General features: G+C 73.5%; 16 protein-coding genes. 7 read left to right on the top strand and 9 right to left on the bottom strand.

Features of this window, described 5'->3' with window-relative positions:
• Nucleotides 1-44 precede the first annotated feature (44 nt).
• Together metF and AC07AZ_RS20090 are read left to right on the top strand one after the other, a co-directional pair.
• Nucleotides 45-968, top strand: coding sequence for a methylenetetrahydrofolate reductase [NAD(P)H] (gene metF / locus AC07AZ_RS20095; protein ID WP_478849513.1), 924 nt, complete (start codon nt 45-47; stop codon nt 966-968).
• Between the two features lie 56 nt (nt 969-1024).
• Nucleotides 1025-2002 (top strand): SCO2102 family sporulation regulator, encoded by a 978-nt coding sequence (locus AC07AZ_RS20090; protein WP_478849511.1) that lies wholly within the window; start codon nt 1025-1027, stop codon nt 2000-2002.
• A gap of 68 nt (nt 2003-2070) precedes the next feature.
• Here AC07AZ_RS20090 and AC07AZ_RS20085 read toward each other — a convergent pair whose 3' ends face one another.
• From AC07AZ_RS20085 to AC07AZ_RS20065, 5 genes are all read right to left on the bottom strand, one after another.
• Nucleotides 2071-3579 carry a phytoene desaturase family protein gene (locus AC07AZ_RS20085; protein ID WP_478849509.1) on the bottom strand — a complete coding sequence of 503 codons (1509 nt, stop codon included), beginning with the start codon at nt 3577-3579 and terminating at the stop codon, nt 2071-2073.
• A 94-nt stretch (nt 3580-3673) separates the two neighbouring features.
• Nucleotides 3674-4288, bottom strand: a complete 615-nt coding sequence (locus tag AC07AZ_RS20080; protein ID WP_478849507.1) for a DUF4126 domain-containing protein — start codon at nt 4286-4288, stop codon at nt 3674-3676.
• A gap of 334 nt (nt 4289-4622) precedes the next feature.
• A complete protein-coding gene (locus AC07AZ_RS20075) occupies nt 4623-5252 on the bottom strand; it encodes a TetR/AcrR family transcriptional regulator (protein ID WP_478849505.1) in 630 nt (209 codons plus the stop codon).
• A gap of 56 nt (nt 5253-5308) precedes the next feature.
• Nucleotides 5309-7393: a YhgE/Pip family protein gene (locus tag AC07AZ_RS20070; RefSeq protein WP_478849503.1), complete on the bottom strand. Its 2085-nt coding sequence runs from the start codon at nt 7391-7393 to the stop codon at nt 5309-5311.
• Nucleotides 7365-8216 carry an ATP-binding cassette domain-containing protein gene (locus AC07AZ_RS20065; protein WP_478849501.1) on the bottom strand — a complete coding sequence of 284 codons (852 nt, stop codon included), beginning with the start codon at nt 8214-8216 and terminating at the stop codon, nt 7365-7367. Before AC07AZ_RS20065 ends, AC07AZ_RS20070 begins: the two co-directional genes overlap by 29 nt.
• 162 nt (nt 8217-8378) lie before the next feature.
• Between AC07AZ_RS20065 and AC07AZ_RS20060 the strand changes: the two genes are divergently transcribed.
• The 3 genes from AC07AZ_RS20060 to AC07AZ_RS20050 all read left to right on the top strand — a co-directional run bounded on the left by AC07AZ_RS20060 (nt 8379) and on the right by AC07AZ_RS20050 (nt 10954).
• Entirely contained in the window at nt 8379-8945 is a 567-nt protein-coding gene (locus tag AC07AZ_RS20060; RefSeq protein WP_478849499.1) for an SAV_6107 family HEPN domain-containing protein, read from the top strand.
• 462 nt (nt 8946-9407) lie between these two features.
• Nucleotides 9408-10235, top strand: a complete 828-nt coding sequence (locus AC07AZ_RS20055; RefSeq protein ID WP_478849497.1) for a methyltransferase — start codon at nt 9408-9410, stop codon at nt 10233-10235.
• A gap of 317 nt (nt 10236-10552) precedes the next feature.
• Entirely contained in the window at nt 10553-10954 is a 402-nt protein-coding gene (locus AC07AZ_RS20050) for a DUF3040 domain-containing protein (RefSeq protein WP_478849495.1), read from the top strand.
• Between the two features lie 512 nt (nt 10955-11466).
• Here AC07AZ_RS20050 and AC07AZ_RS20045 read toward each other — a convergent pair.
• The 4 genes from AC07AZ_RS20045 to AC07AZ_RS20030 form a co-directional block, all read right to left on the bottom strand.
• Nucleotides 11467-13854 (bottom strand): transglutaminase TgpA family protein, encoded by a 2388-nt coding sequence (locus AC07AZ_RS20045; protein ID WP_478849493.1) that lies wholly within the window; start codon nt 13852-13854, stop codon nt 11467-11469.
• Complete coding sequence (locus AC07AZ_RS20040) at nt 13851-15224, bottom strand: DUF58 domain-containing protein (RefSeq protein WP_478849491.1); 1374 nt, start codon at nt 15222-15224, stop codon at nt 13851-13853. Before AC07AZ_RS20040 ends, AC07AZ_RS20045 begins: the two co-directional genes overlap by 4 nt.
• Nucleotides 15224-16261, bottom strand: a complete 1038-nt coding sequence (locus AC07AZ_RS20035; protein ID WP_478849489.1) for an AAA family ATPase — start codon at nt 16259-16261, stop codon at nt 15224-15226. The genes AC07AZ_RS20040 and AC07AZ_RS20035 overlap by 1 nt, the downstream gene beginning before the upstream one ends.
• A 237-nt stretch (nt 16262-16498) precedes the next feature.
• Nucleotides 16499-17047 carry a beta-class carbonic anhydrase gene (locus tag AC07AZ_RS20030; protein ID WP_478849487.1) on the bottom strand — a complete coding sequence of 183 codons (549 nt, stop codon included), beginning with the start codon at nt 17045-17047 and terminating at the stop codon, nt 16499-16501.
• Nucleotides 17048-17474: 427 nt separating this feature from the next.
• Here AC07AZ_RS20030 and rsmH point away from each other — a divergent pair, with 427 nt between their 5' ends.
• Nucleotides 17475-18431: a 16S rRNA (cytosine(1402)-N(4))-methyltransferase RsmH gene (rsmH, locus tag AC07AZ_RS20025; protein WP_478849485.1), complete on the top strand. Its 957-nt coding sequence runs from the start codon at nt 17475-17477 to the stop codon at nt 18429-18431.
• A gap of 54 nt (nt 18432-18485) precedes the next feature.
• Nucleotides 18486-19037 carry a cell division protein FtsL gene (ftsL, locus tag AC07AZ_RS20020; RefSeq protein ID WP_478849482.1) on the top strand — a complete coding sequence of 184 codons (552 nt, stop codon included), beginning with the start codon at nt 18486-18488 and terminating at the stop codon, nt 19035-19037.
• Nucleotides 19038-19041 lie beyond the last annotated feature (4 nt).

Below are 19041 nucleotides of genomic sequence, written 5' to 3'. Positions count from 1 at the left end.
GCCTTTCGGTGGGGCGATCGCCGCACCCTGGCTAACCTGCGGGTATGGCCCTCGGAACCGCATCCACCCGGACTGACCGCGCACGCACCGTGCGTGACATGCTCGCCGCCGGCAAGACGACGCTGTCGTTCGAGTTCTCGGCGCCGAAGACGCCCAAGGGTGAGCGCAACCTGTGGAGCGCGCTGCGGCGGGTCGAGGCGGTCGCCCCGGACTTCGTCTCCGTGACGTACGGCGCCGGCGGCTCCACCCGGGCGGGCACGGTCAAGGAGACCGAGCAGATCGTCGCCGACACCACCCTCACCCCGGTCGCCCACCTCACCGCGGTCAACCACTCCGTCGCCGAGCTGCGCAACATCATCGGCCAGTACGCCGACGCCGGGATCCGCAACATGCTGGCCGTGCGCGGCGACCCGCCCGGCGACCCGATGGCCGACTGGGTGGCGCATCCGCGGGGCCTGACCTACGCGGCCGAACTCGTCCGGCTCATCAAGGAGTCGGGGGACTTCTGCGTAGGCGTCGCCGCGTTCCCGGAGATGCATCCGCGCTCCGCCGACTGGGACACCGACGTGGCGCACTTCGTCGACAAGTGCCGGGCCGGCGCCGACTACGCCATCACCCAGATGTTCTTCCAGCCCGAGTCCTATCTGCGACTGCGTGACCGGGTCGCCGCGGCCGGCTGCGAGACCCCGGTCATCCCCGAGGTCATGCCGGTGACCAGCGTGCGGATGCTGGAGCGGCTCCCGCAGCTCAGCAACGCCGCCCTGCCCGCCGGGCTGGAGGAGCGGATCCTCACAGCAAAAGACGATCCGTCCGCTGTACGCTCCATTGGCATCGAATATGCCACGGAGTTCTGCGCTCGGCTGCTCGCCGAGGGAGTGCCCGGACTGCACTTCATCACGCTCAACAACTCCACGGCGACGCTTGAAATTCACGAGAACCTCGGCCTGCACCATCCCCCGCAGGCCTAGACCGGCCGCACCGGTGTGCGACACACTGCGTAACGGCCACTGGGAGAGGGGCGTACATGGGCTGGACGGTCCTCTACATCGCGTTCGGCATCGTCGCGCTGTGGCTGCTGGGTGAGGTGCTGCTGCAGTACAAGGCGCGTCTGCGCTGGCGACTGCTGGCGTTCGTGGGGTTCGTCGGCGTGGTGTTCGGCGTGCTCATCCCGTCCGTGATCGTCATCGGACTGGGCGCCGCCGCCTTCGCGGTCGGCCAGACCTACGTCACGCTGTCGTTCCGCCGCGGCTTCGCCTCGGGCTGGGCGGTCAGCCGCCCGGGCGCCGAGGCCGGCAGCAAGCGGCGCCGCGGCAAGGCCGAGCACCAGGACCCGAGCCTGGAGGTCTCCGGCCTGGAGGCCGGCGACGGCGCCTTCGGCGACCCGGACGGCACCTTCGGGCGCGCCGGCCGGAGCTACGGCTCCGACGACGAGTACGACCGCGACGACGTGTTCACCCCCGCGCGCTCAGCGGACCCCACCGCCGCCGCGACCACCTCGGTGTACGAACCGCAGCCCCTGCCCGACGACACCGGCTCCTACGGCGTGTACAGCGACGCCGCGTACGCCGCCGCGGCCGACCCGTCCCACGCGGCCACCGGCCAGTCCCAGGACCAGTACGCGGCGGCGGCCCAGGGCGCCGACCAGACGTACGCCTACGACGGTTACTCCGGCTACGACCAGCAGCAGTACGGATACGACGCGACCGGGCAGCAGCAGTACGCCGCCTACTCGGACCCGTACATCGGCACCCAGACCTACGGCGCCGGCTACGACACCTCCTACGGCGGCCAGCAGTACACCCAGCAGGGCTACGGCCAGGACCAGTACGCCGGCGGCGGCTACGGCGGCGACACACCGGCCGGCGGGGTGTGGGTGCCGCAGCAGCGCAACACCGACGACCCCTCCGGGGGTGAACTCCCGCCGGAGCAGCACTACGGCTACCAGGACAACGGGCAGAACCAGAACCAGGGGCACGGATTCGACGAGCAGTACCGCTTCTGAACCGCCCGCGCTCCTACCGCGCCCCTCCTGACCGGCGGGGGTCCGGCCGGGCCGTCCGGGGCCCGGCCTCACTGCGAGCCCCGGAAGTCCGGCCCCTCCACGATCAGACCCGCCACCAGCGCGCCCGACATGCCGGCGTGCGGCAGACCGCCGCCTGGGTGCCACCAGCCGCCGACCCGGTACAGACCCGGAAGTCGCGTGGTGTTGGCCGGGTGGAGGAAGCGGCCGCCGCCCGCGGCGAGTGCCGGCGCGCAGACGGCTCCCCCGGCGGCGCCGGTCTCCTCCGCGGTGTCGGCGGGCGTCCGGATCTCCCGCCACAGCAGCCGCTCGCGCAGCCCGGGAACGGCCGCCCCGGCCGCCTCGACGAGCAGGTCCGCGAACCGCTCCCCGGCGTCCCGCCGCGCCCACCGGCTGCCGGCCGGCACCGCGGCGGACAGGACCACGGACTCGTGCCCGGCGTCGGGCCGCAGGGCCGGGTCGTCCGGCCTGAGGACCGTCACCGTGGGCCGGGCGACGGCGTCCGGCGCGGAGCTCAGGAAGTCCAGCTCGGCGGTACGGTCGGGGGCGTGCACCACCGTGCGGTGCGCCGCGCCCGCCTCGCGCGGACCCCGCAGCGCCAGCAGCACCGTGAACCTGCCCGCCCGCGGGGCCTCCGGGTCCGACCGCAGGTCGGTGTCGTCGTCCAGCCGGTGCCCGGTCAGGGCGCGCAGGCGTACGGGGTCCACGCCGGCCACGACGTGGTCCGCCTCGCGCACCGAGCCGTCCGCGAGCTCGACCCCCGCCGCCCGGCCGTCCTTCTCCACGACGGCCGTGACCTCGGCACCGAAGTGGAACTCGACCTTCCTGGCCTCGCACCGCTCGTGCACGGCCCGCGCCAGCTCCCGCACACCGCCCCGCACGTACCAGGTGCCGAAGGCGTGCTCCATGTACGGCAGCACGGCCGCGCTCGCCGGGGTGCGGCGGGGATCGAGGCCGTGGGCCAGGGCGTGGCTCTCCAGGAGGGCGGCGAGCCGGGGATCGCGCAGCTCCCAGGCGCCGACCTCGGCGAGGGTCCCGGCCCGCCGGGTGCGCAGGCGCCTGCGGTGCGGCACCGCGGGATACGGCTCCTGGCCGGCCAGCACCCGCCAGTTCGGCCACAGGGGTTCTTCGAGCAGGGGCCGCCTGGTCCGGTCCCATGCCTCACGGGCCCGCACCAGGAAGTCGCCCCAGCGCTGCCCGGCCCCGTCGCCGAGCGCCTCGTCGAGAGCGGCGACGACACCCGCGCGTGAGGCGTTGGGAAGCGCCACCTCGGTGCCGTCGGCGAAGACGTGCCGCGCCGACGGGTCGACCTGGACCAGGTCGACGTGGTCCTCCAGGGGTTCCCTGCCGGTCTTCAGGAACAGGTCGCGGTAGACCGCGGGCAGGGGCAGCAGTCCGGGTCCCGTGTCGAAACGGAAGCCGTCGCGCTCGAAGCGCCGCACCGCACCGCCGTACGTCCCCGACCGTTCGTACACCACCACCCGGTGCCCCGCGACGGCCAGCCGGGCGGCGGCCGCCATGGCGCCCATCCCGGCGCCGATCACCACAATCCGTGCCATGGGCGCGACTTTATCCGCCGCCACGGACAGCCCGAGGAGAGGCCCGGACGCGACCCGGCGGGCGCCGCCCGGCGGAGGCCGGACCCGCATGGGTTCATCCCGGGCGGGGACCCGCCCCCACGGCGAGCCGTCTCTCCTCCCGGCGTCGGGCCCGGCGGCGCAGGAAGCGCCGGATGCGGGAGACCAGGAAGCAGAGCACCAGCAGCCCGGTGAGCAGCAGCGCACCGGCGATGACCGCGGCCGCCGTCGGATGGAACATCGCGAACGTCACGATCGCGCCGACCCCGAGATCCTCGGCCAGGCTCACGATGACGTTGGTGAACGGCTCCGGCGAGGCGTTGACCGCCATCCGCGTCCCGGCCTTGACCGTGTGACTGGCCAGCGCCGTCGAACCGCCGAGCAGACCCGCCGCCACGTCGGAGAGCGAGCCGCTGTGCCCGGCGAGCAGCGCGCCCACCCAGGCGCCGGCGGCCGGCCGGATCACGGTGTGCACGGAGTCCCACACCGAGTCGACGTACGGGATCTTGTCGGCCACGGCCTCGCACAGGAACAGGACGCCGGCCACGACCAGGACCTCGGGGCGCTGCAGGGTGGCGGGGACCTCGTCGCTCAGGCCGGTCGTGCCGAAGACGCCGAGGAGCAGCACCACCGCGTACGCGTTGATGCCGCTGGCCCAGCCGCTGGTGAAGACCAGGGGGAGTACGGACACGGAGGCGATCGTAGCCAGTCGGCGGCCGGGCGTCGTGGGGGTGAGTGCCCGGAGCTGAGTATCCGTACCTAGTACGGGAGATGAGTACGCGCGCGGATGGGGAACCACCCGCGCGGACGGGAGAGTGGAGGCACGGAGAGGGGCGCGGCTCCGGCACCGGCGACACGGGGCGCCGGAACGGAGCGGCCCCGTATCCGCTCCTTCCGCCGGCGGGTGCCGGCGGGAGCGAGGCACGGGGACCCGTCGGGGGAGCACGAGAAGGCGCCGGTTCGAGGTGGCCCGCGGGGGACGCGGCCACGGCGGACCGGCGCCTTCTCGTGCGGTGAGCCTGTTTCTAGCGGTTCCCGCTGACGCGCCCCTGCAACAGGCGGGACAGCGCCGCGTGCACGTCGTCCAGGGAGCGCTCCGGCTGGAAGGACTGCCAGTCCAGCGCGGCCACCAGGACCATGCCGACCAGCGCGGCCGCGGTCAGCGGGACGTCGATCTCGTCGCTGAACTCCCCGTTGGCCACACCGTCGCGCAGCACGTCCTCGATGGCCGCGACGACCTGGCGGCGTACCACCATCAGCGTGGACTGCCAGGCCCGGTTGGTGCGCCACAGCTCGGCCACGTACAGCTGGGTGAAGGCCGGGTAGCGGGCGATGAAGCCGAGCCCCGCGCGGATCATCGCGTCCAGCGCGTCGACCTTGCTGCCGCCGTCCCGGGCCGTCTGCTCGGCCGCCTCCTGGAGCGAGGCGGTGAGCAGGCCCACGCCGTGCCGCAGCAACTCCTCGAAGAGGACGGACTTGCTGGCGAAGTTGTAGTAGACGGTGCCCTTGGCGACGCCGGCCCGCTCGGCGATCTCGTCCACGGTGGTGGCGGAGAAGCCCTGCTCGGCGATGAGCGTGACGGCCGCCTCGTAGAGCTTCTGCCGGGTGGCCTCGCGGCGCGTACTGCCGCCCGACGCGGTGCTGCTGCGTTCCATGGCCCCGATTGTCACAGGAACATGTCCGGGCGACGGCACGGGAGCCGCTGCCGTGTTCACAGGCTCAGCTCCGGGTGCAGCCGGTCCAGGGTCCACACCTGCCGGCGGCGGGCCGACAGCGCGGTCAGCGCGAGGGCGCCCGCGGTGAAGGCCGTCAGCACGGCGCACGCCTGCCACACGGGCCCCAGACCGCCGCCCGTGATCAGCCTTCTGAGCGCCTCGACGACGTAACTCATCGGCAGGAAGGGATGGATCGCGTTGAAGAAGCCCGGGCTGGTCTGCACCGGGTAGGTGCCGCCCGCGGACGTCAGTTGCAGCATCAGCAGCGCCAGCACGAGAATCCGGCCCGCCGCCCCGAAGCGCGCGTTCAGCCACTGCACGAGCGCGGCGAAGCACGCCGTCACCAGGAACAGGAACCCGATCGTCCCCGCCGCGCGGGCCATCTCCAGGCCGATCGCCCAGTGCAGCACCGCCATCAGGGCCACCGTCTGGAGGACCCCGACCGCCACCACCGGCAGCCAGCCCGCCAGCGCGATCCGCCAGGCCGGGGCACCGGCGGAGAGGGCACGCCGGTTCATCGGCGCGATCAGCATGTACGCCACCATCGCGCCCACCCACAGGGACAGCGGGATGAAGTACGGCGCGAACCCGGTGCCGTAGTTGGGCGCCTTGTGCAGGTCGTGGGAGACGAGCTGGACCGGGTCGGCCATCACGCCGGTGCGGCGGTCGCGGTCCCTCTTGCCGTAGTCGGGGATCTTCGCCGCTCCGTCGTGCAGCCCGTCCGACAGCTTCTCGGAGCCGTCGGCGAGCTTGTACATCCCGCCGTTGAGGTCCTCGGCGCCCGTCTTGAGCTTGCCGACGCCCGCGTCGAGACCGGCCGCGCCGGTCTCGGCCGTACCGAGTCCCGAGTGCAGCGTCTTCGCGCCGGCGGCGACCTTCCCGGCACCCTCGTTCAGCTTGTTGATCCTGGCGACGGCGTCGTCGAGGTCCTCGGAGAGGTGGGGCGCGCGGTCGGCGAGAGCCTGCGCCTGCTTCTGCAGCGTGCCGAGGTTGCCGTCGAGCTTCTCCAGGTCGCCGTCCTGGTCGGCGACCAGCGCGCTGACGTCGTCGGCGACCTTCGCCACGTCGGCGGCCGCCTGCCGCGCCTTCTTCAGGTCGGCGCAGGCCGCGTCCGGCACCACGGGGTCCTCGCAGCGTGCCGCGTAGACGTCGTCCAGGGCGTCCGAGGCGGCGTGGGCACCCCTGGCGGCGGCCGGGGCGGTCTTCACCAGCGTGTCGAGGTTGTGGCGGATCGCCGCGGCCGAGTCGGCGACCAGGCGGGCCGTGTCGCCGATGGTCCGCTCGTTGTCCTTGAGGAAGGGGCCGACCTTGCCGGCCACACCGTTGACCTTGTCGGCGAGAGTCTGGGTGCCGCCGGCGACCTGCCGGGAGCCGTCCTCCAGGTCACCGGCCCCGCTGTGCAGCTTCGTCAGCCCGGTGGCCAGCCTGCCGCTGCCCTGCTTGGCGTCCGACAGCCCGTCGGCGAGGTCCTTGGAGCCCTTCTCCGCCTTCCCGATGCCCCCTTCGAGCCGGTCGGCCCCGCCGGCCGCCTTCACGGTCTGCCCGTGGATGTCGGAGAAGGAGATGAAGATCCGGTCCAGAAACGACCGTGACGTCTTGGTGGAGGCGGCCGTCCGCACCTCGCTGAACACCGTCCGGGAGATCTGGCCGACGATGTAGTTGTTCGCGTCGTTCGTCCGCACCTGGAGCGCGCCGGTCTCGGGGGAGTCACCGGAACTGGAGGCGATGCGCTGGCTGAAACCGGCCGGCATGGTCAGCGACAGGTAGTACGTGCCGCTCTCCACGCCCGCGCGCGCGTCGTCCGCGCTCACCTCGTGCCACTCGAAGGTGTCACTGTCCCGCAGACCTTTGGTGATGTCGTCGCCCGCCGTGATCCTCTTCCCGTCGGCGGTCGCCCCCTTGTCGTCGTTGACGAGAGCCACGGGGATGCGGTCGAGACGGCCGTACGGGTCCCAGAACGACCACAGGTACAGCGCGCCGTACAGCAGGGGCAGCACCAGCAGCGCGACCAGGGCGGCGCGTGGCAGCTTCCCCCGGCCGAAGCGCCTGAGCTCAAGAGCGGCCAGTTTCGGTGAGCGCATCGGCCTTCTCCTTGTCCGTTCCGGTCTCTTCGGCTTCTTCGTCGACTTCTTCTGCTGCGGTTTCCTCGGCCGCCTCGGGGGCGGTGTCGGCCCCCTCGCGGGCGGTGTCGGCCGCCTCGGGGGTCCCGGCGGCCCGGGTGGTCACCTTGACGGCGTCCTCCGGGGCCTCGGCGCACACCGCCACGACCGTCGTACCGGCCTCGGTGAGGGACCTCAACAGGGCCCACATCTGCGCCCGTTCGGCCTCCGAGAGCTTCAGGTCGGTGTCGTCGACGCCGAGCAGCCCCGGGCGGCCGATCAGCGCCAGGGCGACGGACAGACGCAGAGCCTCCAGCCGCTCCAGATCCCGTACGGCGGTACGGGAGCCCTTGGGGAGGGACTCCGGGGCGAGGCCGGCGGCCGCGAGCGCGGCGTCGACGCGCCGTGTCGCCTCGGCCCGGCGCTCGGCCCGGGGTCGCAGCAGTCCCCGCAGCGGGCCGCCGAAGCGGCGCTGGAGCAGGGCCCGTTCCGTCAGGTGCTCGCCGACGGTGAGGGCCGGATCGAGGTCGGTGACCCCCGCGACGTTGGCGACCGCGCTCACCCGGCGCAGGGCGGTCATCTGCCGGGGCAGTTTGAACTCCCCCACGACGGCCACCCCCTGAGTGGGCCTCATCCGCCCGGTGAGCGCGAGCAGCAGGCAGGTGCGGCCCGTGCCGGACGGCCCCTCGACCGCCACGAGAGAACCGGGCTCCGCGTCGACGTGGACCCCGCGGAAGGTCCAGCCGCGAGGCCCCCTGAGTCCGAAGTCGCGGGCCGTGACGCCGAGTCCGTGCGGACCGTCCACCGCTCCCACCCCCTGCACTTTTTGAACTGACTGGTCAGTGCAAAAACTAACGCGAACCTTCGATCGAAGCAAAAGGCCAGGTCAGAACGGATTGTCAGTGCCATACCTCACGATGGGCACATACGGCCACAGTGCCGTCACCCAGACGACAGGAGGTTCGTCATGGCCAACTACCACGCAGCCGCCGCCCGCCGGCGCCGCGCCACCGGCCCTGCCCCCTCACTGAGCGGCCCGGCAAGCGATGTGCACCCCGTGCTCCGTCGGACCACGGCACCGCCCGCCGCCCTCGACCTGCTCGCCCAGGCCCGCGCCGGCCTCGACGAGGCCACCGTCCTGGAAACACCCAACGAGCGCTACGCGACAGCCCACCTCGCCGCCCTGCGCACCGCCGCGGCCGTGCTCGCCGCGCGCGGGCGCCCGGAAACCACCCCCAGGCGCCGGGCGCGCATCAGGAGCGCCTGGGAAGTGCTCCCCGAGATAGCGCCCGAGCTCACCGAGTGGAGCGCGCTGTTCGCCTCCGGCGCCCGGCGCCGGGCGCGCGCCGAGGCCGGCATCCAGGGCGCCGTCGGCCGCCGGGACGCCGACGACCTGATACGCGACGTGGCGATGTTCCTCCGCCTGGTCGAACGGATGCTGGTGCTCCAGCCGGTCCTGCCCCAGCCCCGCCAGGACGCGGGCGAGCCGCAGAGCGCCGATCCCGCCGACCGCGACATGCCGGACGCGGGATGACGGCCCCCGGGCCCCGTCCCGGCAGCGGCGCGCCTGCCACCCCCGAGTGCCCGCGTGCGCGACGGGCCGCGGCGGCGACGGGGGAGGTGGAGGGGTGAGGTGAAGGGCACGTCGGTGCCGGTGGTGGGCTGTGTCGGCGGCGCGGTGTTCGCCTGGCGTGGTGCGGCGTGACACTCGCCTGGCGGGACGCTCGTCTGCGGGGCGGTGTTCGCTCCTCGCCGTGGTCAGGGGCCGTGGTCAGGGGCCGTGGCGCTCGCTGTGGTCCTTGCGCGCCACGGTGTTCAGTGGTGCGGGCGGGGTGCCGTGCGGCCGGAGTGGGCGCGCCACCGCGATGACCAGGTGCGGGGGAGGAGGCAATAGGGTGGGAGGCGCCTGAAGCCTTCCCTCCCGCTCCCCGGGCCGGGAGGCGCACCCTTCGCTCCGCCGTGCAAGAGGCGGTGCCGCGCCGAGGAGTCAACTGCCGTGTCGGACCCGATGCGCCCTCCCGTCTCCCCCCACCACCCGCAACCGGCGTCGCTGCGCTCCGACCCCTCTCGCCCCCGCGCCTCTCTGCGAACGGCCGTGGTCTGGGAGGTCCTCCAGGAGGCCCTGGACCGCCGGGTCAAGGCCGCCGGCCGGGAGTCGCTGGACGTCCTCGACACCGGGGGCGGCAGCGGCAACTTCGCCGTGCCCCTGGCCCGCCTCGGACACCGCGTGACCGTCGTCGACCCCAGCCCGAACGCGCTGTTCGCCCTGGAGCGCCGCGCCGTCGAGGCCGGGGTCGCCGAGCGGGTCCAGGGGGTTCAGGGCGACGTCCACGGCCTGTTCGACGTCGTCGAGCGCGGCGGCTACGACGCCGTGCTGTGCCACGGGGTCCTGGAGTACGTGGACGACCCGGCCGAGGGCGTCCGCAACGCCGTGGCCGCCCTGCGGTCCGGGGGCGTCCTGAGCCTGCTGGCCGCCGGGCTGGGCGGCGCCGTGCTCGCCCGGGCCCTGGCCGGCCACTTCACGGAGGCCAGGCAGGCGCTGGGCGACCCGGACGGCCGCTGGGGCACCGGTGACCCCGTGCCGCGCCGCTTCACCGCCGAGCAGCTCGCGGGACTGGTCGAGGGCGCGGGTCTCGCCGTGGGCGCGGTGCACGGCGTGCGCGTCTTCGCCGACCTCGTCCCCGGCGTGCTCGTGGACACCGAGCCCGGTGCGCTCGACGCACTGCTGAAGCTCGAGGCCGCGGCGGCGGAGCTGCCGGCCTTCCACTCGGTGGCCACGCAGCTTCACGTGCTCGGTGAGACGCGAGTGCCGGCGGAGGCGTGAGACGTCTCGCGTGCTCCCCGAGTGCCTTTGATGCGCGCGGGGCACGGCAAGGGACGCACCGCTGATCAGGGGCTCGGCTGCGCATGGAGTACGCCACAGGCCCCCCGATCGGCCGCCGTGCGCCGTATGATCGAGGGAGACCGCCCGGCATGACGGGTCGGCCGCTGGGGAATGGAATCTTCAGCGAGTCGGTGCGTCCATGTCGGATCCCGGTTGGCCAATTGGCGTAGAGGGGCGGGTTTCACGGGGGCGATTCCCTGCCTATCCTGAAGGGACCCCCCGGGTCGCCCCGGCGACTGCACGATGAGGAGGACTCCGTGCCGCTCTCGGAGCACGAGCAGCGCATGCTCGAGCAGATGGAGCGAGCGCTGTACGCCGAAGATCCCAAGTTCGCGTCGGCGCTCGAGGGAAGCGGGCTGCGTACGTACACCCGGCGTCGGGTCTACCAGGCGGTCGCGGGCTTCCTCGTGGGTATCGCGCTCCTTATGGCCGGTATGGTCGCCAAGCAGGTCTGGCTCAGCGTGGTGGGTTTCCTCGTCATGCTGGGCTGTGCGGTCCTCGCGGTGACCGGCTGGCGCAAGGCCCCCAAGCCGGGCGAACAGCCCGCCGGAGGTGCCGCGCCGGCTCAGGGCCGTCGTCAGGAACGGCAGCGGCGCTCGATGATGGACCGGATCGAACAGCGCTGGCAGCGGCGCCGCGACGAACAACAGGGCCACTAGCCCAGCCGGCTCGTCGAGCAGCCCTCGCAGATCTCCGTGAGGGGGTGCCCACCCACCGGGTGGGCACCCCCTCACGCATGCGGTCCGCTCGGCGCGGCGCCTGGCAGACGACGACGGTGCGCCCCCTGGGCGCCGTTCACGGCCGCGCGTGCGTAGCGGCTGGGGGCCGATGTTGCCGGAACGGCGCGGGGCCCCGGAGCGTCCGTGACGGGCCGGGCCGCGCTTCAGGGCGGGAGTGAAGGCCGGGTTCCAGAGCCGGCGTGACGGCCCGGAGCCCAGCAGGCGCGTTGGAGCCCGGGCGCGACGACGGCGGGCCCCGCAACGGCTGACAGCCGGGTTTCCGGCGAGGCAGCCGGAGGGTGTCACCCTGCCGCAGTGCCGCAGTGCCGCAGTGCCGCAGTGCCGCAGTGCCGCAGTGCCGCAGTGCCGCAGTGCCGCAGTGCGCCGGGGTGTCGCCGCCGACCGGCCCGGCCACCCTGCCGGGACTCAGGCCCGCCCGAGTCCCGGCGGAGTCAGTTCTGCTGGCCCGACGGTTTGCGGAAGGTGGGGCGGGCCGCCGAGGCGCGGGCCTTGGCGGCGGTCCACCCAGCCGACGCGGCCCAGACCACTCTGACGGCTGATCGGGGGGCGAGTAGCGCGCGCACCCGCGTCCGCCGGCTGGTCGTGGCCCGCAGGGCGCCGTGCACGCGGCGGACGTCGTCCGCGAGGCCCGCCGTCGGGCGGGGGCGCGGCGCGTAGAGGACCTGTTCCACCGCGTCCGCCACGCGGTGCACGGCCGCCCCGGTCACCGGGTCGAGATGCCCGAGCGTGACGATCCGGGCCGCCGCCGTGCGCGGGGTCTGCGACTCGTCCGGCGGGATGCCGAAGTCCCAGGCCGTGTCGGTGAGCTCCTGCCAGACCGTCAGGGTGTGGGGCACGACGTCCGCCTCGGTGCGGCCGTGCCCGCCCAGACGTACGGCTCTGGTGCGCAGCCGCCACAGCATCGGGGTCAGCGGCAGCAGCAGGAGGACGAGCCCGCCGAGGATCCAGGCCAGCCGCTGCGGCCACGTCGGACCGTCGCCGCCGCCGGCCGCCACCGCCTGCGCCGACTCGCTCGGGCACGCCTCCAGCTTCTTCAGCTGGGCGGAGCAGCTCTCGCTCGCCGAGGGCGCCGTGGACGGCGAGGCGGACGTCCCCGCCGAGGGCCGGGCCACGTCGGGGAGCGAGCTGCCCGAGGAGTCCGGCACGGTGTACGCAGGGACCGAGCCCCGGGTCGGGGTCGGCTCGAAGCGGGTCCAGCCGACACCCTCGAAGTACAGCTCGGGCCAGGCGTGCGCGTCCTTCAGTCCCACCGACACCGAGCGGTCGGCCTGCGGGGTGCCGGGTGCGAAGCCCACCGCCACCCGGGCCGGGATGCCGAGGGTGCGGGCCATCGCCGCCATCGCGAAGGAGAAGTGGACGCAGAAGCCCTGCTTGTCCTTCAGGAAGCGGGCGATCGCCTCGGAACCGCTGCCCGCCTGCACCTGGGTGTCGTACTCGAAGCCGCCGTTCACCGCGAAGTAGTCCTGGAGCGCGACCGCTTGCTCGTAGGGGTTCGTCGAGCCCGCCGTGACCTCGCGGGCGGTCCTCGCCACCACCGAGGGCAGGGAGTCCGGCAGCTTGGTGTAGTCGCGCTCGATGTTCGCGGGCGGCTTCGGGGCCGCGGCGAGCTGCTCCGCCGTCGGCTGCACGTCGAGGCTCTTCACCTCGTACGTGGCGCCGCGGGTGTTCTGGCCGTGGTCGCCGACCAGGGTCATGCCCACCGGCTCATAACGCCAGTTGCCCTTGATGTCCACACCGCTCGGCGGGTACGGCATCGGCAGCCAGTCCTGGGCGTACCAGTCCGCGGCGGCGACCGTGGTGTCGATCTCGGTGCGTTTGATGTCGGGGGCGAGACCGGTCGGCGTGGGGAACTCGTCGGGCACGCCGACGATGTGCCGCTTGGACGGCTTCCACGTGGTGCCGTCGAAGTCGTCGAGGGACACGATCCGCAGGTACATGCCCGAGAGGTCGGTGCTGGAGGTCTTCAGGGACAGGACCTGGCGGTCCTCGTCCACGTTGAGGCTGTCGCGCAGCGACACCAGCGGGTTCACCGCGGAGATCGTGCCGCCGCTCCCGGTGCCGTTGCCCACGCCCGCCCCGGTGCCGTCCAGGAGGCCGCCGCTCATCGCCGGCAGGGCGAGCGGCACCACGAGGGCGAGGCCCAGCGCGACGACGCCGATGCGCCGCCCGGTGCGGACCGGCGCCACGGCCGGGGCGGGCTCCCCGCCCGGAGTGCGTGGCGCCCCGCCGAAGACACGCCCCCACTGCGAGAGCCGGTCCCGGCCCTCGGCCAGGAGCATCAGCAGGTAGCCGGCGGCCGCGATCAGGAACCACACCCAGTCGCCGGAGCCCTCGGACAGCCCCGCGGCGACCGAGTAGAGCGCGAGCAGGGGCAGTCCGGCCGGGGCCGCGCTGCGGAAGGTCACCGCGAGGGCGTCCACCGCCAGCCCGATCACCAGGACGCCGCCGACGAGCATCAGCCGGATGCCGTCGGAGGACAGCGGGGCCGGGATCGCGTACCGGGCGATGTCGTCGCCGCCCTGCCGGAACAGGTCGGCGAAGTGCCGGAAGGCGTCGGGGCCGGGGATCAGCCCGGCGAGGGCCTGCTCGCGGGCGAAGCTCACCGTCAGCAGGATCAGGGTGACGAGGGCCTGGGCGGCGATCGTCAGCGGCCGGGCCAGCGGGACACGACGGGTCGCCGCGCCCACCATCGTCTGGATGCCGAGCAGGACGGCCGCCTGGAGGATCCACACGGCCGGGTCGACCAGGGGCAGCAGGGCGCACGCCGACATCAGCGTCGCCGCCCAGGCGAACAGCGCCAGTCGCGCCCGTCCGCTCATGACCACCCACCCCCCTCGTTCATCCGTCCCGCCGCGCCGATGCCCGTCCGCTCCTGCTCCGCCTGGCGCCACAGCTCGCCCAGCGATGCGCCCCGCGGTACGCGCACGGCGGTCCAGCCCGCCTCGCGCAGCATCCGCAGACGTTCCCCGCTCTCCTCCAACGGACCGGGCACGTCGGTCGGTTCCCGCACCCAGTCCTCGCTGTCCAGGAGGAAGGCGACGGCCCCTCCGCTGCGCCGGCGCATCTTCGCGACCACCGCGGCCTCCTCCTCGTCGAGGTCGCCGAAGAACGCGAGCAGCAGTCCCTCGTTGCCGCCGCGCAGCACGTCGTAGGCGCGGGAGAGGTTCGTGCCGTCCGAGTGGTCGACCACCGCGAGGGTGTCCATCATCAGTCCGGCCGCGTCCGCCGACTCCTGGCTGGTGCCGGCGAACCCGTCGGCGCCCTCGCCGGGCACGGCGGTCCCGGTGTCCGTCAGCAGCCGTACCGAGAAGCCGCGTTCGAGCATGTGGACCAGGGTGGAGGCGGCGCCGGACACGGCCCACTCGAAGGCCGAGTCGGGGCCCGCGCCGGCGAAGGCGACGCCCCGGGTGTCGAGGAGGACCGTGCAGCGGGCGCGCTGCGGCTGCTCCTCGCGGCGCACCATCAGCTCGCCGTAGCGGGCGGTGGAACGCCAGTGGACGCGGCGCAGGTCGTCGCCGTAGCGGTAGCCGCGCGGGATGACGTCGTCCTCGCCGGCCAGGGCGAGCGAGCGCTGGCGTCCGTCGCCGTACCCCTTGGCCTCGCCGCTGAGCCTCACCGGCGACAGGGGCTCCACGTGCGGGATCACCGTCAGGGTGTCGTACGTGGAGAAGGACCGGGTCAGTTCGCACATGCCGAACGGGTCGGTCAGCCGCAGCTGGAGCGGGCCCAGCGGATAGCGGCCGCGCAGGTCGGAGCGGACCCGGTAGGACACCTCGCGGCGGCCGCCCGGCTCCACCCGGTCGAGCACGAAGCGGGGGCGGGGGCCGAGGACGTAGGGCACCCGGTCCTGGAGCATCAGCAGGCCGGTGGCCAGCCGGGAGACGTTGTCCATGCGCAGGTGGACGCGGGCCTCGCTGCCCGCGGGCACGCGCGCGGGGGAGAGCCGGCGGCTGCCCGCCACCCGGTAGCGGGTGCGGTACAGCACGGCGGCGCAGACCAGGGGGAGGGCCGCCAGCAGCAGGCCCACCCGCAGCAGGTCGCTCTGTCCGAGGACGTAGGCGCAGACGGCCGCGGCGATGCCGGCGGCCAGGAACGAGCGGCCGCGGGTGGTGAGACCGGCCAGGGCCGTGCGTACGCCGCCCTTGTCGCCCCGGTCGGGCTCCGCGTGCCCGGCCCCGCCGCCGGACATCACAGCCTCCGCGGCTGCTGCCGGCCGTACGCCGGAGTGCCGCGGCCCGGTCCGAGGCCGCCCTGGTGCTGGGGCGCCGCGGGGACCGGGGTGCGCTGGAGGATCTCCTGCACGACCTGTTCCGCCGTACGCCGGTTCAGCTGGGCCTGGGCGGTCGGCAGCAGCCGGTGCGCGAGGACGGCCACGGCCAGGGCCTGCACGTCGTCCGGCAGGGCGTACTCCCGGCCGCCGAGGGCCGCGGTCGCCTTGGCCGCGCGCAGCAGGTGCAGCGTCGCGCGCGGGGAGGCGCCCAGCCTGAGGTCGGGGTGCGTGCGGGTGGCGGCCACCAGGTCCACCGCGTAGCGCCGGACGGCTTCGGCGACGTGGACACCGCGGACGGCGTCGATCAGCTTCAGGATCTCGTGCGCGTGCGCCACCGGCTGGAGGTCGTCCAGGGGGCTGGCCCCGCCGTGGATGTCGAGCATCTGCAGCTCGGCCTCCGCGCTGGGGTAGCCGATGGAGATGCGCGCCATGAAGCGGTCGCGCTGGGCCTCCGGCAGCGGGTACGTGCCCTCCATCTCGACCGGGTTCTGCGTGGCCACCACCATGAAGGGGCCGGGCAGCTCGTAGGTCTGCCCGTCGATGGTGACCTGGCGCTCCTCCATGGACTCCAGCAGCGCGGACTGGGTCTTGGGGGAGGCGCGGTTGATCTCGTCGCCGATCACGATCTGCGCGAAGATCGCTCCCGGCTTGAACTCGAAGTCCCGGCGCTGCTGGTCCCAGATGGACACCCCGGTGATGTCCGAGGGCAGCAGGTCGGGCGTGAACTGGATACGGCGCACCGAACAGTCGATGGACCGCGCCAGCGCCTTGGCCAGCATCGTCTTGCCGACGCCGGGGACATCCTCCAGCAGAAGATGTCCCTCGGCGAGGAGCACGGTCAGCGAGAGCCGTACGACCTCCGGCTTGCCCTCGATCACGCTCTCCACCGAACTGCGCACGCGTTCCACCACGGCGGTCAGATCAGTGAGGCTCGCTCGATCGTCATAGGTCGTCACCCGGCCCTCCTCGGCCCGTTCTTTCCGGGCCGACGCTGTGATGCGGACCGGCCCACCCCGAAGCACGGACACCACGCGGGGAAAAGCCCCGCGTGACGCCACACCCCGCATTCTTGCTGCCGTTACCGTTTCGTGTCACTCGACTGTGACAACTGCCCGCGTTATGTCGGGGCTTACGGCGTTTTCGGGCTCCTCACGGCGGGATCCCGGTGGGGAAGCACCGGTGGGCCGGTCCTCTCAGGCGGGGTCGATCTCGCGCAGCAGCCCTGTCTTCACGTCGAAGACGAAGCCGCGCACCTGGTCGGTGTGCAGCAGGAACGGCGAGGTGCGCACCCGCTGCATCGACTGCCGTACGTCCTGGTCGACGTCCCGGAAGGCCTCCACGGCCCAGGCGGGACGCTGACCGACCTCCATCTCCAGCTCGTGCCGGAACTCCTCGGTGAGGGATTCCAGGCCGCAGCCGGTGTGGTGGATGAGGACCACGCTACGCGTGCCGAGGGCGCGCTGGCTGATGGTGAGGGAGCGGATCACGTCGTCGGTGACGACGCCACCCGCGTTTCGGATGGTGTGACAGTCGCCGAGCTTCAGGCCGAGCGCGGCGTGCAGGTCGAGGCGGGCGTCCATGCAGGCCACCACGGCGACCTGGAGGACCGGGCGGGCGTCCATCCCGGGATCGGTGAAGACGGCGGCGTACTGACCGTTGGCCTCGACGAGACGGTCGGTCACGGTGCCGTCGGCGGATATGGCGGCTCCGGGCCCTGCGGGAACCGATGCAGAAGTCGTCATACCTATGACGGTACTGGTCACGTCCGGTCCGGGCCCGCTGTGGGAGGGGACAAAGAACATCAATGAGCCTTGTTGTGAGTTAACCCACAGGGCCGGTCGAGGTGTGCTCCAACGAGTGAATCACCCCGCTCCGCGGCTTCGCGCGCACCCGCTGCCGCGCCGCGCAGGCTGGTTGATTGACCGCGGGACACCGTGGACTAAAGTGACGCGAAGCGGGGGTCGGGTCTCCTGATCTCCCCGCTGGACTGCTGTCACCCGGAGAGCCCGGCGGTTCTCCGGAGTTCTCCCCATGTGCGCGGCGCGTACGCACGGCTCGGCCTCCTCCCGCCCCCGGTCGGCCGACGCCTCCCGGCGCCGGCAGGCCACCCTCCATGAGCGGGCGGGGACCCGGCGGTGCGTGCGGCCGCGCCGGATCTGAGAGGGCCCCTTGAGCCAGAGTCGACATGTCCCGGTGATGCTCCAGCGGTGCCTGGACCTGTTGGCACCCGCCCTGGAGCAGCCGGGAGCTGTGGTCGTCGACTGCACCCTCGGCCTGGGCGGGCACAGCGAGGCCCTGCTCACGCGGTTCCCCGAGGCACGGCTGGTCGCCCTCGACCGGGACAAGGAGGCCCTGCGCCTGTCCGGCGAGCGGCTCGCCCCCTTCGGCGAGCGGGCCACCCTGGTGCACGCCGTGTACGACGAACTGCCCGAGGTGCTGGCGCGGCTGGGCCTGCCGAAGGTGCGGGGCGTCCTCTTCGACCTCGGCGTCTCCTCCATGCAGCTCGACGAGGCCGACCGCGGCTTCGCCTACGCCCAGGACGCCCCGCTCGACATGCGCATGGACCAGACGACCGGCATCAGCGCGGCCGAGGTCCTCAACACCTACCCGCCCGGTGAACTCGTCCGCATCCTGCGCGCGTACGGCGAGGAGAAGCAGGCCAAGCGGATCGTCAGCGCGGTCGTGCGCGAGCGGGAGAAGGAGCCGTTCGACAACAGCGCGCGGCTCGTGGAGCTGATCCGCGACGCCCTGCCGCAGGCCGCCAAGCGCACCGGCGGCAACCCGGCCAAGCGCACCTTCCAGGCCCTGCGCATCGAGGTCAACGGCGAACTCTCCGTGCTGGAGCGGGCCGTCCCGGCCGCGGTGCGGGCGCTCGACGTGGGCGGGCGCATCGCCGTCCTGTCGTACCAGTCGCTGGAGGACCGGCTGGTGAAGCAGGTGCTCACGGCCGGCGCCGCCACCACCGCGCCGCCCGGGCTGCCGGTCGTGCCCGAGCGCTACCAGCCGCGGCTCAAGCTCCTCACGCGCGGTGCCGAACTTCCCACGGAGGAAGAGGTCGCCGAGAACCGGCGGGCGGCACCGGCGCGACTGCGCGGCGCCGAGCGCGTCAGGGAGGACGTCGAGTGAGGCAGCCGAAGGGGCGGGTGTGCGGGGCCGAGTCCCGGACCCAGGGGAGGGCGAGTGAGTAGGAAACCCGAGTTGAAGGGCAGGGCCGCCCGGCTCACGCGGCTCTTCCCGGCGGGGCCGGGGCAGGCCGCGCGCGCGCCCTTCGTGCTCCTGGTGGTGCTGCTGCTCGGCGGGGGTCTCATCGGCCTCCTGGTGCTGAACTCCGCGCTCAGCGAAGGCGCCTTCAGACTCGACGACCTGCAACGCGACACCAAGAGCCTCACCGACGAGGAACAGGCCCTCCAGCGGGACGTCGACGCCTACTCCGCCCCGGACGCCCTCCAGCGCCGGGCCGCCGAACTCGGCATGGTGCCAGGCGGCGACCCCGCCTTCCTGAACCCCGACGGCACCGTCCGGGGCGTCCCCAGCCCGGCACCGGCCGCCCTGCGCCAGGGCCCGGAGCAGTACCCCCTGGTCCTGGCACCCGAGGCCCTGACCACCGCACCGCCCGCCGCGGCCGCGACACCCACCGGCCCGGCCGCCGCGCCGCCCACGGCAGCCCCGGCCGGGCCCACCGCGTTCCCGCAGCAGTCAGTCCAGCCCACCACCACGATCCCCGGCAGGTGACGGA

The organism is Streptomyces sp. NPDC043878, assembly GCF_056435735.1.
Note: the sequence above shows the minus strand (reverse complement) of the source record. Positions and strands in the feature narration are given on the sequence as shown.